Raw genomic sequence first — 17184 nt, 5'->3', positions numbered from 1 at the left:
CTTAGTCATTCGCCCAAAGGCTTGGCGAATGTCTAGTTTTCTAATGAATGTATTAGAAAAAAAGAAGATACTCCATAACGAGTATCTTCTTTAGTATGAGATAGCTTTCTGATTGGGACTACTACTCTTGCTTTTCTTTCTTTTTTTGTTCCTTGTCTTCTTTTACTTTTTCCGGCTTTGTTTCTTCAGTTGATTCAGAAGTTTTGCCAATTACAACTTCATTAGAGGGCTCCGACTCTAAGCCGAAATAATCAACTGCTTTTACTTGATAAGTCCCGTCGTCAGTTTCAACAGAGAATTCGGTGCTTGAAGTGTTTCCAACAAGTTCAAAGTTTCCGTCAGGTTTTGATTTGCGATAAACACGGTACCCTACTATGTCACCCGAGTCGGGTCTACTCCATTTAAGCTTATTATCCGAATAGTTTACAGACGTTGGTGCTACTGGAGCTTTACCGTCATTTTCAATCTTATATGATGCTATTTGACCTCTAGGAGCACCTATTCGTTGCCATTTATCTGTTTCGTTTCGAGGGATTAGTTTACTTACACTTTTAATTCCGTTACGTTCTAACCATTCAGGGTTAAACATCAGGCCATTTCCTAATACAAATTCTTGAGGAGTATTAGAACCTGCTGCAACAGCTTTTCCACCGAGAACGATTTGTGAACCAGCAATTAAGCTGTCATCAACTTTCGTTGGAACATATTGGGAATTATAGATGTCCGATTTCACTAATCCAGCTTTTTGACACAAATCAGAAGCGAGGTTACCTGAAATGCTGCAGTAGCTTCTTGATACAATACCATCTGGCTGTTTAAATTTCTCAGAAGGTGCTATAAGTACGGGATTGATATCAGAAGCTGCATTTATTAATTGAGCCCACAAATTTTGAGTGCGCTGGCTGTAACTTAAAGAAGTAGAGCTACTATAAATCGAAGCTGGATATTCATAACCGAGCCACGTTCCAAACGTTACGTTCGGATTGGTGGCAATAAACCATGCATCCTTATAATCTTGTGATGTCCCTGTTTTACCAGCCCAATCAACACCACCATATTTTAATCTAGATTTTACATAAGTTCCCGTACCACTTGATAATACATCACGCATCATATCCAATGTTAGATATGTTGTTTGCGGTGAAAAAACATCAACAAGTTCCGTCTCATGTTCATATACTAGATCGCCATCTGCTGTTGTAATCTTTTCTATCATATAGCCGTCTGCAAATTTCCCGTTATTACCAAATGTGGTATAAGCATTAATGTTTTCTTCAACAGGTACACCGTATTTAGAGGCCCCGAGTGCAAATGATAGGTTATAATGGTCTTCTTCTACTAAAGAAGTAACACCCATTTTTTCTAAATAACTAGCAGGGTCTTTTGAGAGTATTTTATCATAGGTAATTACCGCGGGGATATTGTAAGAACTAGCTAAAGCCTTTCTTACAGTGACCGTGCCGTAATTTCCGCCACCATAGTTTTTAGGTGAGTACTTACCCCAACTTCTCGGTTCATCCACTATGGTTGTACTAGGTTGAACTACTCCGAATTCTAATGCTGGCCCATAAACTACTGTTGGTTTCGATGTACTACCAATCTGTCTTTTAGATGTTGCGTAGTTTGTTTGATTATCTTCACTATAATCACGATTACCGAGAAAGCTTATAATTCTTCCACTTTTATTGTCAAAAAGCACAGCTGCAGCTTGAATGGATTGAAGTATTTTTTTTCCATCGACAGTTGTATACCGATCATCTCCATAATACTGATAATTAGCTGCAACTTCTTGGAATGCATCATAAATCCCTTTATCAATGGTTGAATGAATCTTATATCCATCTGATTGGATTGCTCTAGCTGCTAATTCTTTGTATTCTTTTTCTAACTTCTTATCATCTTTTTCAAGGTCTTTTTTAGAATATCCATCTTTTTCGGCTAAGTGGTACATGATAATATCCGTTGCCCTTGATTGAATTTCTCTAGTTAAGATTGGATATTTTTCATGCGGCGATTTTTCCTCTTCTTTAAAATCGGCAACAATATCATAGTTTATTGCTTCTTCGTATTCCTCATTTGTAATATATTCCATATCAAGCATCCGGTTTAATACAATTTTCATCCGATTTAGTCCAGGATTGATTCCTTCCTCTTCTTTTAAACCACCACTATTTTTAAATGGAGTATAGTAGGACGGACTTTGTGGCAGTCCTGCTAAATATGCAGCCTGAGCAAGATTTACTTCATCAGCATTAATACCAAAAATACCTTGTGCAGCTGTCTGGATGCCCGCTATATTTCCACCAGATGAATTACGTCCGTATGGAACAATGTTTAAATACGCCTCTAATATTTCATCTTTTTCAAATAAACGTTCCAAACGTAATGCTAAAAGCATTTCCTTTGCTTTACGTTCAAAAGATACTTCATTTGTAAGAATTTGGTTTTTTATTAATTGCTGAGTGAGTGTACTACCACCACTTTGCATACTTGCATTGGATACTTCTTGATATAAGGCACGAAAAATAGCTTTTGGCACAATACCTTGATGTTCTTCAAAATATTCATCCTCCGTTGCAATAACGGCTTGAACTAATGTAGGAGATATTTTATCAAGGGTCGTTTCTTCTCGATAAAGTTCTGCTCGTACATCTCCTATATAAACATTATTAGCAAAATATAATTTCGATGTTTCTTCATAATTATAGATATCTTTCTTCATATCCTCATAGCTACGAATGGACTCATCTTTTACAAGGGAGGCAAAGTAACCTGCACCTAACCCTCCAACAAAGAATGCACCTATAAAACCTATAATTAAAAAGAATAATATGATATTCCAAACAACATCATATGTAATACGTGAAGTTTTCTGGATTTTACCAGTTTTCCATATTGTTATTACTTTATTGATAGATTCATAGTTTTTAAAGGTATTCCATGCTGAATTAGTTTTCGTTTTTAATTGATGAAACATTTCTTTCAGTTTCATTTGCAAAACCCCCTAAAATTCTTTTATAATTATAACATAAGTATATTTTTCGAGATAGATGCATTTAGTTGCATTTTAATAATGAATATGATAAAGATTATTAATAACATTCTATATATATGTATGTAGCTAAGAAAGAATGAAGTAGTTTTACAGATCCCTATCAAAGAGAGCTAGTGGTCGGTGGAAACTAGTATATATTTGTAAAGCGAATTACGTTCTGGAGCAATTTTTTTCTTAAATGAAAGAAACGGTGGAAACATCGATAACAAAGACCGAGTGGCACAACTGTGCAACAAGGGTGGTAACGCGTGTTCGAAAACTCGTCCCTTTATTATAGTAAAGGGATGAGTTTTTTTATTTAAGCAGTAAGGAAAGTATAAAATCTTTCCCGTCTGGGGCTCCGATTACTCGCCCCACCGTAAAGAATTGCATAAGTGCAACTAAGGCATTCGCCGAAAGGCTTGACGAATGCCAAGTTTTCTAATAAAAAAAGGAGAGTGCATGAAGTGGATATTATAAAAGATTTAGAAAAGCGTGGACTAATTCAACAAACTACCGATCAAGAAGGTTTAATCAAACATTTAGAAACTAACCAGGTAAGTTTGTATTGTGGTTTTGACCCTACTGCAGACAGTTTACATATTGGTCACTTAGTACCATTAATTATGCTGAAGCGATTCCAATTAGCTGGTCATAATCCCATTGCTCTAGTTGGTGGTGGAACTGGGATGATAGGTGACCCAAGTGGACGTTCCACGGAAAGATCATTAAATACACCTGAAACAGTACAACATTACGCAGATTCATTAAAAAAGCAAATAAATAAAATTTTAAAAGTGGAGAACAATGAAAGTTCTGTGAAAGTACGAAATAATCATGATTGGTTAGGAAAATTAACTTTTATTGATGTATTAAGAGATGTGGGTAAACATTTTAGTATTAATTATATGTTAGCCAAGGAATCCGTTTCTACGCGTATCGAACACGGGCTTTCATTTACTGAGTTCAGTTATATGCTCTTACAGTCTTTAGATTATATGAAATTATATGAAGAAGAAAATGTAACATTACAAATAGGTGGAAGTGATCAGTGGGGGAATATTACCGCTGGAATGGAATTGATTCGCCGTGCAAGGGAAAATCAAGATGATGAAATAAAAGTATATGGTTTAACTGTTCCATTAATAACAAAAGCGGATGGAACTAAATTTGGTAAAACAGCTGGTGGAGCAATATGGCTTGATCCGGAAAAGACCACTCCGTATGAATTCTATCAATTCTGGATTAATACAGATGATCGTGATGTTATTAAGTTTATTAAGTATTTTACATTTTTAAATGAAGAAGAAATTTCTCAATTGGAAAGTGAAGTCGCTAATCATCCGGAAAATCGTGTAGCTCAAAGACGCCTTGCAGAAGAAATGACTAAATTAGTTCACAGTGAAGAGGCTTTAACACAAGCGCAAAAAATTACAGAAGCATTGTTTAGTGGAGAATTAAAACAATTATCTGCCAATGACATTGAACAAGGTTTTAAAGATGTACCAACTTTTGAAATGGCAAAAGAAGATATAGGTCTAGTTGATCTATTAGTAAATGCAAAAATTTCTTCATCCAAGCGTCAAGCAAGGGAAGACATTTCTAATGGGGCAGTTTCCATTAATGGTGAACGTCAGCAAGATATTCAATATACTGTGACTGCTGAAGACCGTATTGAAGAGAAATTCACTATTATCCGTCGTGGGAAGAAAAAATATTTCTTAATCTCCTTTAATTAATTGGGGGGGGATCTAATCAAAAATACATTGACTTATACATGGTCAGTGTATTTTTTTTATTGAGAAAATTGCTAGGGGATAAATGTATCCAAGGTATTATATAAAGATAGTAAAAATTTAACTTTTTTCTATAAAAAATACCCTAAACCTAGTTGACAACTAGGAATAATGTGGTTATTATTATTTATAAATTTAAAAAAATAATAATCAAAATAGAGTGTGGGGGGATTTATTTGAGTAAAGTTAAAGAATTTTCATCCATTTTTGATGAAGTTGATGGTCAATTTTCGGACGTTCAGAATTGGCGAAGACATTTACATAAACATCCAGAGTTATCATTTGAAGAAAAAAATACTGCCTCATTTATAGAAGAAAGATTGAGAAGCTTTGGATTACCTGTGAAAACGGAAATAGGTGGCCATGGGATTGTTGCGGAATTAGAAGGGGAAGAGCCGGGGAAAACAATCGCTATACGTGCGGATTTCGATGCTTTACCTATACATGAAGAAAATAACACTCCGTATGCATCCGAAAATCCGGGTGTCATGCATGCTTGTGGACATGATGGTCATACAGCAGCACTTCTAGGGACGGCACAAGCACTAAGTAAATATAAAAATCGAATAAAGGGAAAAGTTCTCTTCGTTTTCCAACCAGCTGAGGAGAAGCCGCCAGGTGGTGCAAAATTTATGATTGAGGAAGGGATACTTGATGAAGTGGATTATGTATTTGCTGCTCATCTTGCTTCAGAGCTCCCGCTAGGTCAAGTTGCTGTTGGTGATGGGTATCAAATGGCTGCAGTAGATAAGTTTGAGATAACTGTGAAAGGGCATGGGGGACACGGTGCTAGACCGCATGAAGCGATTGACCCAATTGTTATTGGCAGTGAAATTGTTCAATCCTTGCAAAAAATTGTAAGCCGTAGAGTGGATCCGTTGAAATCTGCCGTTGTTACGTTGGGGGTATTCCAATCTGGTGCTGCATTTAATGTTATTCCAGATGAAGCTAAAATTGAGGGAACAGTTAGAACCTTCGATGAGGATGTGCGTGATTTAGTTGAAAAGGAAATTCGTTCTATCGTAAAGGGAATTGCAAACGCTAATCAAGCAAACTGTGAAATTGACTTTTTACGTGGTTATCCATCTTTATTTAATCATCCTGAAGAGACAGCAACTGTAGATCGTATTTTAAAAGGAGTATTTAATGAAGAAGAAATTGTTGCATTGGAACCAACAATGGGAGCGGAGGATTTTGCTTACTTTTTAAAAGAAAAACCTGGAACGTATTTCAGAGTAGGATCTAGAAATGAAAGCGAAAGCACTCACTACCCTCACCATCATCCGAAATTTGATATAGATGAGAGGGCTTTACTTAATATTGAAAAGGCATTTATTAAAATTATTTCACACTATTTAGTTGACTAATTACTAGGGGAGATCAGCGTGCATATAAAACATACTTTAAAACTTTTTACTATATTCATATTGGCACTGGTTTTAGTGGCATGTAGTAATGAAAGTTCAAGTGAAGAAACGGGAGATGGAAATACGGAAGTTGAAGAAAAACAAACTGGTGGAACACTTGATATTGCCTATGCTAATGAGCCAGATACATTAGATATTATGCAAAATGCTTCAAGTCCGACTAGGGACATTGCTTGGCATATATTTGAAACATTAGTAGCTCTTGATAAAGATTTTGCTGTTAAGCCAATGATTGCAGAGGAGTATAGCATTTCAGATGATCAAAAGGTTTACACAATAACCATTAGAGAAGATGTGAATTTTCATGATGGTACAACTGTTTCAGCAGAAGATGTAGTAGCATCCATTGAAAGATGGAGACTCGTATCTTCAGTAGGAAAAGTTGCCAGTGAATATATCGAAGACGTGAAAGAAGTCGATGAATTAACGGTAGAAATTACATTGAATGAAGTGTATAACGGTTTTCTTGACGATATGGCAGCACCGAAAACAGGGTTAGCAATTATTCCAAAAGCAATTGCTGAAGAAGCAGGGGAAAAACCACTAGTTCCAGAACAGCTTATTGGGACAGGACCATACCAATTTGAAAAATGGGAACGTGGCAATGAAATTGTTCTATCTAAGTTTGACGAATATTCACAGCGTGTAGAAACCGATTGGGGAGGACTTACAGGCAAGAAGGAAGCAACCCTTGATCAACTAAACTTTTTAATTGTAAAAGATCCACAAGTGAAATTGAATGGGTTAAAAACAGATTTATATGATTATGCCCAAGCCATACCAACAGATTTATACGAAGTCATTGAAACAACACCAAATACCAATCCAGTAACGTACATTAATGGTTATTCAATGATTATACCTGATAAATCAGAAGCGCCATTTGATGATTTAAAAGTACGTCAAGCATTAAACCAGGCAGTGGATAAAGAGGCAATCGCTCAATCAACATATGGGAATGAAGAGTTTTACGCGATGGATGGGGCACTTTTTGATCCAACCCAAACAGAATTATATTCGGGTGAAGGGATAGATGCTTATTTGGTGCATAATCCGGATAAAGCAAAAGAATTACTAGAAGAGTCCGATTATAATGGTGAACCTATCACAATTATGTATGCTAATAACACGGAAACATATAAACGTATTGCCCAAATGATACAACAACAACTTGAAGAGGTAGGGTTTACTGTTAAGCTTGATCCATATGAATGGGCGACGTATCTTGAGAGATGGCAAGACCCTAGTAATTGGGACATCGTTGTTATTGGATATTCTACTAGATTTTCACCAAACGAGTTAGGGTTCCTTGTTCAAGATACGGGTAGTAGTGGTTGGTACAACAGTGAGCGTTGGTCAGAATTAATGGATCAATGGGGGTTAGCAGCTTCTTCTGAGGAAAGACAAGAAATATTAGCAGAAATGAACCAAACGGTATATGACGAACTTCCTTTCTTAAAAGTTGCGAATGAAACGACATTAGATATAATGAGTGACGAAATTCAAGATTATGATGCTTGGATTGGTCCACGATTCTGGAATACTTATAAGAATAAATAAGTCTAAAGGGAGTCACTGTCGGTTTTCCATGACACTGGCTCCCTTGTTTTATTTAGGAAACTATAAAATGGTGAGAAGTGGAAAATTTCTTTTTAAGGAATAGCCACGTCCGGCTCCAGCGCCCAGCAACGTACAAACTTCACACTTCTACACTACGATAAGTCAACATCGGTTTGAGGTACTAAAGGAAGGCCGACTAAGTACGGCCTTTGCGGCCAACGTCGGCATACCCCTATTAAGGGGCATGTTTCCTTTATCTCATTGCGAAGTGCTCCAGTTTGTACGTTGCTAACGGCCGCTTTCGCCTTTGTGCTTTTCATAGATTCATATAAAGGAGGGACAAAAGTGTTACGTTACACGTTACGAAGACTTTTAGCTATCATTCCCGTTTTATTAATTGTTAGTATTATTGTATTTATGATTGTTCATCTAACTCCAGGTAATCCGGCTTATCTTATTTTAGGGGAAGATAGTTCACCGGAAGCAATTGAACAATTAGAACAACAATTAGGACTTGATAAACCGAAAGTTGCCCAATATTTTGATTGGTTAGGAAGTATTTTTACAGGTGATCTAGGACAGTCAATCTATTCTGAGGAACCAGTAACACAAATCATTTCAGAACGAATTGGTCCGACATTTAGTCTTATGGTTATATCAATGTTACTAACCCTGCTCGTTGCAATACCAACTGCTATATTTATTGTATGGAAACGTAATACAATGTTGGATCCATTATTTTTATCAGGTTCTTTACTAGGAACTTCCATTCCAGAGTTTTGGTTAGCGTTACTGCTAGTTCTTGTTTTTGGTGTCACCATACCTATTTTTCCGGTAGCTGGTTATATATCCATTTCGGAAAGTTTGATGGACTGGTTACATCATTTAATTTTACCAGGTATAGTTCTAGCTGCTGTGGAAATCGGATTAATTGCTCGTATGCTACGAGATAGTATGCTTGAATCGGTGAACCAGGATTATACAAAAACAGCAAGAGGAAAAGGTGTAAAAGAAAGTACAGTTTTAATGAAGCATGTGTTTTCCAATGCACTTATTCCAACAACAACCGTTATCGGTGTAACAATTGCTGGTCTACTAGGAGGGACCGTAATTATTGAAACGATATTTACTATCCCAGGAGTTGGTCAGTTATTAATCGATTCGATTCATCGCAGGGATTATCCAGTAATACAAGGTGTAGTATTAGTTATTGCCTTTGTTTATGTACTCATTAATCTAATTGTCGATCTTTTATATGCCTTTTTAGATCCGAGAATTCGTTATGATTGATAAAGTCAAAGAGGAGGTGCTCACGTGTTAAGAAGAAAAAGAAATCTTATTCCTTTCATCTTTTTAATTTTATTACTATTAGCAACATTAACAGCTACATGGTGGCTTCCTGTATCCCCAAGCTTTATGGATTCAAGTCTACGATTAATGGCGCCTTCCGCAGAATATTGGTTTGGTACGGACCACTTTGGGCGAGATATATTTGGTCAAACCATAATAGCTGCGAGGGTTTCCTTATTAGTCGGCTTTACGGTTGCCTTGCTTTCAACGATATTGGGAACAATAACCGGTCTTATTGCAGGATATTATAAAAAATTAGACTCTATTATTATGCGAATTATTGATGGGATGTTAGCTTTTCCTTCACTATTATTGGCGCTTGCCCTTGTAGCAGCTTTAGGTGGAAGTGTAACGAATATTATTATCGCATTAACCTTTTCTTTTTGGCCTGTCATGACACGAGTTGTACGCTCAAGTGTTCTTCAAGTAAAAAATATTCAATATGTTGAAGCTGCCAAAACTTCGGGGATTAAAGATCCTGTAATTTTGTCTAGATACATTCTTCCTAATGTTTTATCTCCTATTATTGTGCAAGGAACGTTTATTTTTGCTAAATCTATATTAGCAGAAGCAGCACTAAGTTTCTTAGGTGTTGGGGTTGAGCCGTCTATACCAACATGGGGGAACATGTTACAAGAAGCGCAGATTTATATTACGATGGCTCCTTGGTTTTCCATTTTTCCTGGTATTTTTATTGTTATTACTGTCCTGGCATTAAATATATTAGGGGACGGGCTCAGAGATGCCTTTGATCCTTATGCGAAGGGGAAGAAGAAAGCTAAAAAACGAATGTTCAAACATAAAAAACAATATGCTTCATGATTATAGTGGGAGGGATAGACGGTGCTAGAAGTAAAGAATTTGAAAGCTCATATTGATACAACAGATGGGGTGGTAAGAGCGGTTGATGGAGTGTCCTTTACTATTAAACCTGGTGAAACAGTCGGAATAGTGGGTGAATCGGGAAGTGGGAAGAGTGTTCTAGCTCATTCTATCATGCAGCTTAACCCGAAGCCCCCTACATTCTACCCGCAAGGAGAAATTATATTTGAAGGAAAAGATTTGCTCCAATTACAAGATAAGGAACTTCGGAAAATACGTGGTAAAGAGATAGCGATGATTTTCCAAGATCCTATGTCGAGTCTAAATCCTGTATTTAAAATCGGAGATCAATTGATGGAAGCGATATTGACGCACCATCATTTGCCGAAAAGTAAAGCAAAACAGAGAGCAATTGAATTATTAACAGATGTAGGTATCCCTGACCCGGAAAAAAGAATGAATGCATATCCACATCAATTTTCAGGAGGTATGCGTCAGCGGGTCCTTATTGCTATTGCACTCGCTTGTAATCCGAAGATTTTGATTGCGGATGAACCAACCACAGCACTTGATGTTACGATACAAGCACAAATCCTGGAACTAATGAAAAATATTCAAGAAAAATATGGTACGGCTATCATTATTATTTCCCATGATTTGGGTGTCATTGCTCAAATGGCAGAGAAAGTTCTTGTCATGTATTCAGGAAGAATTGTAGAGAAGGGGGACGTGGAAGATATCTTTTATCGTACTTCCATGCCTTATACATGGTCGTTGCTAAGGTCCTTACCCCGTATTGATTCCGAATCTCGTAATCGTCTACTTAATATAGAAGGGCATCCCCCAAATTTAATTCATCCACCAAGTGGGTGTAATTTTCATCCTCGCTGCCCATTTGCTTCGGAACAATGTAAGATGGTTGATCCTGAATTAACGAAAAGATCGCCTGAGCATTATGTAGCTTGCATTTTATCCGAAATGGAGTTTAAAGAAGCGAAGAAACGTATGGAAAATGTAGAACGGGAAGGGGATTTGAATCATGTCTGAACCTTTATTGGAAATACGAGATTTGAACATGCATTTTCCATTGAAACAAGGAGTATTTCAAAAAACGACAAACTATGTTAAAGCGGTAAATGGCGTAAGTTTTACTTTAAATAAGGGAGAAACCTTAGGGATTGTTGGTGAATCTGGATGTGGGAAAAGTACTCTTGCTCGTACCATCGTTGGCTTATTAAAACCAACTTCCGGAGATATTTTATTTGAAGGAGAAAGTATTTTACAATATCATTCAAAAGAATTACACCAACTAAGGCGAGATGTACAAATGGTCTATCAGGATCCTTACACAAGCCTTAATCCAAGAATGAGGGCGGGAGATATTATTGCCGCACCATTAAAAGCGTACAACCAAAGAGATCATTTAAGAAAACGTGTACTGGAATTAATGGAGTTAGTAGGTTTAAAAGCGGATGATTATAAGAAGTTGCCACATCAATTTTCTGGAGGACAACGTCAACGAATTGGTATTGCACGTGCCCTTGCACTAAATCCAAAATTAATTATATTAGATGAACCAGTAAGTGCGTTGGATGTTTCCGTTCAGGCTCAAGTAATTAATTTATTGGAAGATTTACAAGAAGAATTAGGTCTAACCTATCTATTTATTGCTCATGACTTATCAGTTATTAGACATATTTCTGATAGAGTGGGTGTGATGTATTTAGGTAAGATGATGGAGATGTCTGATAGTGAATCATTGTATAAGAATGCCCGTCATCCCTATACAAATGCATTACTTTCCGCTATTCCTTTACCATATCCTTTGAAGGAAAAGAAACGTGAACGAATTGTGTTAAAAGGGGAGCTACCATCCCCATCTAATCCTCCAAGTGGATGTGTTTTTCACACGAGATGTCCATTTGCTACAGAATTTTGTAAAGGAAATGTACCTACATTGGATGAAAACAATGAAGCAGACCATTATGTGTCATGCTTCTATCCGATGGAAAACAAACAAGAAGAGTTTATCCGCCAATGAAAGGGGAAATTGTATGGAGCTACAAAAGATTTCTTTAATGGATGCATATATGATAGAAACATTAAGAAGTAAGGGGGTCACGAATCAAGAGTTAGTAGAACAAAAGGACATTGAAGTTTGGAATGATCTGCATGACACTTTTGATTTTGGTGATTTGATAAGCTTAAGGAAGAAAGACCCCGATGCCTTTCAAACCATTGTTAATGATGGATATCAAGTGAAATTCGTTACTTTTAATGGATTAAAAAACTTATTAAAATTAAAATTTAATAGAATCGAAGGAATCGATTATCAAACGGTGGAAAAAGGTATTAAAGGTTTAGATCTTGACACAGAGGAACGTGATCAAATAAAAAAACTTCTCTCTAAAAATTGGGCTGTAAAAGAAGAAGCGGTTGACGAGAAGACAGTTCTTCATATTGAGTTGATTTAACTGGTAAAAGTTAAAATCCCCACTTAATCTTATATAAAAAATAGATGTTAAATGTTAAATTAATATCAATTACGAATAGTGGTATCTTACTATCGTAATTGATATTTTTTTATAGTTATAGATTTAAAACGAACAATTTACATACATTTTATGTATTCAAGGACGTTCTTTAACTTTTATGATATTTCCTGTGAGCAACTTTTTTGGTTATTTCTTAATAATATTACCAACCCTAATAAGATTTCTATAGACCCACACGAATTTGACTTGATATAATGTTCAAGTGGTCTATGGAGGGAATTACTATGGATGAACAAAAATATCGAAAACTTAAAATGGGTGAGCGTGGTGCAATAGTAAGTATCATTTCATACATAGGTTTATCAGTGTTGAAACTTTATATAGGTAATGTAAGTAATTCGGAGGCATTAAAAGCAGACGGCTTGAACAATATAACGGATATACTAGCATCAATCGCAGTGTTAATAGGATTAAAATTATCACAGAAACCTGCAGACGAGGATCACCCTTATGGGCATTGGAAAGCAGAAATGGTAGCTTCAATGATAGCATCATTTATTATGATGGTTGTAGGAATTCAAGTAATGATTGGCGCTATCACTTTAATATATCAAGGTGGGCATGAACCTCCTGACATCTTATCTGCATGGGTAGGTGTATTTTCGGCAGTAGTTATGTTCTTTGTTTATCGATATAACAAAAACCTAGCAAAAAAAATAAAAAGTCACTCAGTAATGGCAGCGGCAAAAGATAATCTTTCGGATTCATGGGTGAGTGTAGGTACAGCCATTGGAATTCTCGGTTCTCAGTTTAACATACCTTGGCTTGACCCTTTAACTGCAATCGTTGTTGCAATTCTTATTTGTAAAACCGCTTGGGATATTTTTAAAGGGGCTTCCCATCAGTTAACAGATGGTTTTGATCAGAACTTACTTAATTCTTATAAAAAGACTATTCTACAAGTTCAAGGTGTTAAGGGAGTAAAGGATTTAAAGGCAAGAAATTACGGAAATAACGTAGTAGTTGATGCTGTGATTCTAGTTAACTCTACATTAGATATTAAGGATGCCCATGATATCTCTTCAAAGGTAGAAAGGAAACTAAAAGAGGTAAATGATATATATAATGTTCATGTACATGTTGAACCGAATTAATACCCCATAAAGTTAGAGTAAGAAATCTAACTTTCGGGGTATTTTTATGTTCCGAAATAGTTAAAATTTAAACCTAAGCTTGTCGTACAATGTTTGTGCTGGAATCTTGGATATGAATTATTGGTGAAAAATATAATATTACCAGAACTTGCAGAAATCCTAAATAATAAATATTAGGAAAGTCATTGATCTGAGCTTACTAAATTAAAATTTCACTCAAGAAAATGATTTTACCTTCCATTCCTTCACCCATGCTAATAATTTTTTGCTCTGAATTAGTTAGTGCATTATCATGCTTTATTTTGCAAAGTAAATAAAAACGGAAAAACCCCTGAAACGTTGATTTAACAACATTTCAGGGGTTTTATTTGCATTAAAATGCTTAATGCTAATATTAACGAGAGTAGAACTCAACGAATCTCTTAACCCTTGATATATCAACGTTTAAACCAGTAATAAAAATGGCTACTCTCTATCTTTGTGGAGGGGTGGGTATGATAGGCTCGGTTGCCAATGAAACAACTGCTTCAGCCTTTCAAGACAAATCGTACCCAAAGAGTCTCCACGTCAAGTCCTTAACCACTTATCTTGGCATACATACACACAATGATAAAAAGGTGCATTCTATCAATCTTTTTGTCGGTGATACTGTAGATAACATTACTTATGTTGAATAACGCTATGTTAAACTTTAGTTAGAGAGAGGTGATCCTAATGCAACAAAATAACTCAAATACAAGTAATCCAAATATAGGATTTTTCGTTGGAGGCACCATACTTACCCTAATGTTTCTTTACGGAATATATACGTTTTTTGAACAAACGGCAATTGCTGCTAAATTACTTGCGGCAGGCGGTTCCATTTTGTTGTTGGTTTTATTGATTCCTTTTTGGAAAAAAGCCTTTAAAATCAATTTTACAAATTAAGTAAAGAACGAACATCTTTGTGAAAGAAGGTTGTGCCTCAATCCGGCCATGATTATGGAACTGAACATCATATATATAAGGTGGTTTTATGGCGAATAAAAATGACAACAAAGATGACTTTGAAAGTAAAAAAGGAAAAATAAGAAGAAATGACTAGCGTAAATTAATAGGCGTTGTTGTTGCAGTAATTGCTTTGTATATATTAAACGCCTATAACATTTTTGAACATACAGGCTATGTGTTAGGTATTATTCTAGTAGTCATGTGTGGCGTAGTGAGCAAACTACGTCATAGACAAAATCTTTTCTTTGTTTATTGACTAATGTTTTTATTAAGGCTCTTTAAAAGCCTTAACCAATTCTAAATAATATACGGCAATCGGGCCAAGATTGTTGAGGAGTTGATACTAAATCTAAATTAGATTAAGGGGCAAAAGACTTTAAAATGAGAAGAGGATATTATGGCGAAAAAGATACACGTATACAACATTACAGTATCAACTGGAGAGCAGTTTAAAAATGTACGAATCGAAGGGTCAATTAGCAGTAGATATTCAGGTATTACAACGGATTTTATTCCTGTAGAAAATGAAGATGGTCAAACGGTTGAATTAACGAAATATCAAATAGTTAAAGCGGAATTAATAAATATCGAAGAATAAGATAGCTTTTGTTCACCAATCGGGCGCGATAACCCAATAACACAGTGGCGAAATTTGGTCATATTGTCGGAGGATAGGGGGGAAGTGGGAAATTAAGACACGACTTTTATAGCAAGTATTTTTAGCATACATTCCTTAACCTAGAATTAATTTTAACATTTATGTTACTGAACATATAAGTTATAATAAGAGTAAAGCTTAATGGAGGTGTGTTATATGTCCATCCCCGAAAGAATTATAAAGGAAATTGACATGCTGAGTGAACAAGATAGAAAAAAAGTACTCGACAAAATTAAAGAAAAATATATGGCTACGGATATTCTTGTGGTAGGCGAAAATTACTCTTGGTGGGATAATGAGGAGGATGACATATACAATGAGCAGTAAAATGAAGCAGGGTGATGTTTGGGTGGCAGATGTTCTTTTTAAAGGAGCACGTCAAACTAAACAGCGCCCTGTTATTATTGTTGGAAATGAATTAGCTTTGGATGTAGATGTCATTATTGCACCGGTCACAAACCAAATGGCTAGAAATCCATTTGATGTTGTTTTGGAATATTGGGAGGAAGCAGGATTATTAAAACCGTCTGTCGCACGTACTTCAAAAATCACTTCTATTCACGGTTCTGAATTGAAGCGTCATATTGGCAAGTTACATAACCATGATCTTGAGCGGGTACTTAATATGTGCAAAAAGTTATTTTAGTAATGCAATTTGTTGTTTTTTAGTTCTGCAAAAGGACCATTTAATTGAATATGGTAAAGTAGTTTTCTTATTGGACAATATTACATATAGAGATGCAGGCATTGAAGATTTACCAATCATAGTGGATATTTATAATTCAGCTATTCCGGGCAGAATGGCGACCGCTGATACTGAATTCATATCTGTAAACGATAGACTAGATTGGTTTAAGGAACATAACCCTAAAAAAAGACCTTTATGGGTTGTTGAGTATGAAGGTGAAATTTGTGGTTGGATAAGTTTCGAATCATTCTACGGAAGACCAGCCTATAATGAGACTGTCGAAGAGGTAAAGGACTTGGGAATAGGACTTTAAACAAGGTAATAGAGGAATGTCCCAAGTTGAAGATTGATACTTTACTTGGATTTATTTTTGCACATAATGAGCCAAGTATTAAACTATTCTCAAGTTTTGGTTTTGAAAAGTGGGCTCATTTACCGGAAGTAGCTAAATTAGACGGCATTAAGAGAGATTTGGTTATCTTCGGGAAAAAGATTTCTTAACTATAGCATTTTAAGTCTTCAGGAATCGGGCCAGATTGTTTAATAGAGAAGGAAGTGATTCAATGGTTTTTCCCTCAAAAAGCATTGGGAATATCCGTTACTTCCAATTGAAAATAGCATAACAGGAGACGAGGACAAAAATGGGAATTGAAACGGGAATCGGTCTTATTATCGGTGTATTTTTAATTTGGGTTGGCTATATTGTTCGGACAAAAGGGATATATTCCTTACTAGCCGGCTTCTGGATAACGTGGGAACCAGTTAATAGCGAAAAACTGGGCAACAGGATTGGTATTCTTTTTATCATTTTGGGTGTTCTTGCCATTTTAACAGCTATATTTACCATATGGTTTGGAGCTGTGGTTGGGAAAATCTCTGCAATCCTAGCCCTTATTGATGGGATTATGATTTTTATTGTAATCGGATTGGATCAAATGGGGCGTTGAAAGAAGTGTTTCTATTTTAAGAGTTTTAATTTCAATGAAAATGAGGAACTCTATCCTGAAGGAAGTGGAGATAGAACAAAAGAAATAGAGAAAATTAAAAAATATAAAAAATCAAAACGACCGTATTATAGAAGTTTTAGAAGACATAAGAGATAAATAAAAACTATACTATAATCGGGGTGCGATTGACGTAAATTATTGCTGCAATAGGGCTATTTAACGGAATAATTTTTAATTACTTTATATACAAGTAAGTAATAAGA

The 17184-nt window shown here is 35.8% G+C and carries 15 protein-coding genes, 1 pseudogene and 1 other annotated feature; of the genes and pseudogenes, 15 read left to right on the top strand and 1 reads right to left on the bottom strand.

What is annotated here, in order from left to right; all coding sequences use genetic code 11:
- Positions 1 to 121: 121 nt before the first annotated feature.
- Positions 122 to 2992 (bottom strand): transglycosylase domain-containing protein, encoded by a 2871-nt coding sequence (locus tag A9178_RS09735; RefSeq protein ID WP_068674760.1) that lies wholly within the window; start codon positions 2990 to 2992, stop codon positions 122 to 124.
- A gap of 122 nt (positions 2993 to 3114) precedes the next feature.
- Positions 3115 to 3326 (top strand) — a binding site (T-box leader).
- Positions 3327 to 3501: 175 nt separating this feature from the next.
- Between A9178_RS09735 and tyrS the strand changes: the two genes are divergently transcribed.
- The 15 genes and pseudogenes from tyrS to A9178_RS09660 all read left to right on the top strand — a co-directional run bounded on the left by tyrS (position 3502) and on the right by A9178_RS09660 (position 16921).
- The gene (gene tyrS / locus A9178_RS09730) at positions 3502 to 4773 is read left to right on the top strand and encodes a tyrosine--tRNA ligase (RefSeq protein ID WP_068674759.1); all 1272 of its coding nucleotides are present in this window, start codon (positions 3502 to 3504) and stop codon (positions 4771 to 4773) included.
- Positions 4774 to 5033: 260 nt separating this feature from the next.
- Positions 5034 to 6197: a M20 metallopeptidase family protein gene (locus A9178_RS09725; RefSeq protein ID WP_369801970.1), complete on the top strand. Its 1164-nt coding sequence runs from the start codon at positions 5034 to 5036 to the stop codon at positions 6195 to 6197.
- Positions 6198 to 6215: 18 nt separating this feature from the next.
- The gene (locus A9178_RS09720; RefSeq protein ID WP_068674755.1) at positions 6216 to 7817 is read left to right on the top strand and encodes an ABC transporter substrate-binding protein; all 1602 of its coding nucleotides are present in this window, start codon (positions 6216 to 6218) and stop codon (positions 7815 to 7817) included.
- Positions 7818 to 8162: 345 nt separating this feature from the next.
- Positions 8163 to 9107: an ABC transporter permease gene (locus tag A9178_RS09715; RefSeq protein ID WP_068674753.1), complete on the top strand. Its 945-nt coding sequence runs from the start codon at positions 8163 to 8165 to the stop codon at positions 9105 to 9107.
- 24 nt (positions 9108 to 9131) lie between these two features.
- Positions 9132 to 9989, top strand: coding sequence for an ABC transporter permease (locus tag A9178_RS09710; RefSeq protein WP_068674751.1), 858 nt, complete (start codon positions 9132 to 9134; stop codon positions 9987 to 9989).
- Positions 9990 to 10010: 21 nt separating this feature from the next.
- A complete protein-coding gene (locus tag A9178_RS09705; protein ID WP_068674749.1) occupies positions 10011 to 11036 on the top strand; it encodes an ABC transporter ATP-binding protein in 1026 nt (341 codons plus the stop codon).
- Positions 11029 to 12030 (top strand): ABC transporter ATP-binding protein, encoded by a 1002-nt coding sequence (locus A9178_RS09700; RefSeq protein ID WP_068674748.1) that lies wholly within the window; start codon positions 11029 to 11031, stop codon positions 12028 to 12030. The genes A9178_RS09705 and A9178_RS09700 overlap by 8 nt, the downstream gene beginning before the upstream one ends.
- Before the next feature lie 13 nt (positions 12031 to 12043).
- Positions 12044 to 12463, top strand: coding sequence for a hypothetical protein (locus A9178_RS09695; RefSeq protein ID WP_068674745.1), 420 nt, complete (start codon positions 12044 to 12046; stop codon positions 12461 to 12463).
- A 305-nt stretch (positions 12464 to 12768) separates the two neighbouring features.
- On the top strand, positions 12769 to 13638 hold the full coding sequence (locus A9178_RS09690; RefSeq protein WP_068674743.1) for a cation diffusion facilitator family transporter: 870 nt from the start codon (positions 12769 to 12771) through the stop codon (positions 13636 to 13638).
- Between the two features lie 714 nt (positions 13639 to 14352).
- Positions 14353 to 14565 (top strand): hypothetical protein, encoded by a 213-nt coding sequence (locus tag A9178_RS09680; protein ID WP_068674740.1) that lies wholly within the window; start codon positions 14353 to 14355, stop codon positions 14563 to 14565.
- A gap of 460 nt (positions 14566 to 15025) precedes the next feature.
- Positions 15026 to 15226 carry a hypothetical protein gene (locus A9178_RS09675; protein WP_058950415.1) on the top strand — a complete coding sequence of 67 codons (201 nt, stop codon included), beginning with the start codon at positions 15026 to 15028 and terminating at the stop codon, positions 15224 to 15226.
- 216 nt (positions 15227 to 15442) lie between these two features.
- Complete coding sequence (locus A9178_RS18940) at positions 15443 to 15613, top strand: hypothetical protein (protein ID WP_156520735.1); 171 nt, start codon at positions 15443 to 15445, stop codon at positions 15611 to 15613.
- Positions 15603 to 15932: a type II toxin-antitoxin system PemK/MazF family toxin gene (locus A9178_RS09670; RefSeq protein ID WP_082918154.1), complete on the top strand. Its 330-nt coding sequence runs from the start codon at positions 15603 to 15605 to the stop codon at positions 15930 to 15932. The genes A9178_RS18940 and A9178_RS09670 overlap by 11 nt, the downstream gene beginning before the upstream one ends.
- Before the next feature lie 70 nt (positions 15933 to 16002).
- Positions 16003 to 16475: pseudogene (locus tag A9178_RS09665) on the top strand (GNAT family N-acetyltransferase).
- A 140-nt stretch (positions 16476 to 16615) separates the two neighbouring features.
- Complete coding sequence (locus A9178_RS09660) at positions 16616 to 16921, top strand: DUF3784 domain-containing protein (RefSeq protein WP_068674733.1); 306 nt, start codon at positions 16616 to 16618, stop codon at positions 16919 to 16921.
- The last annotated feature ends 263 nt before the right edge of the window (positions 16922 to 17184 follow it).

The sequence above is a fragment of the Oceanobacillus sp. Castelsardo genome, from assembly GCF_001659985.1.
In the GTDB taxonomy this organism is placed as follows: Bacteria; Bacillota; Bacilli; order Bacillales; family Amphibacillaceae; genus Oceanobacillus.
The sequence above is the reverse complement of the archived record's forward strand: the minus strand, read 5'-3'. Positions and strand labels throughout refer to the sequence as shown.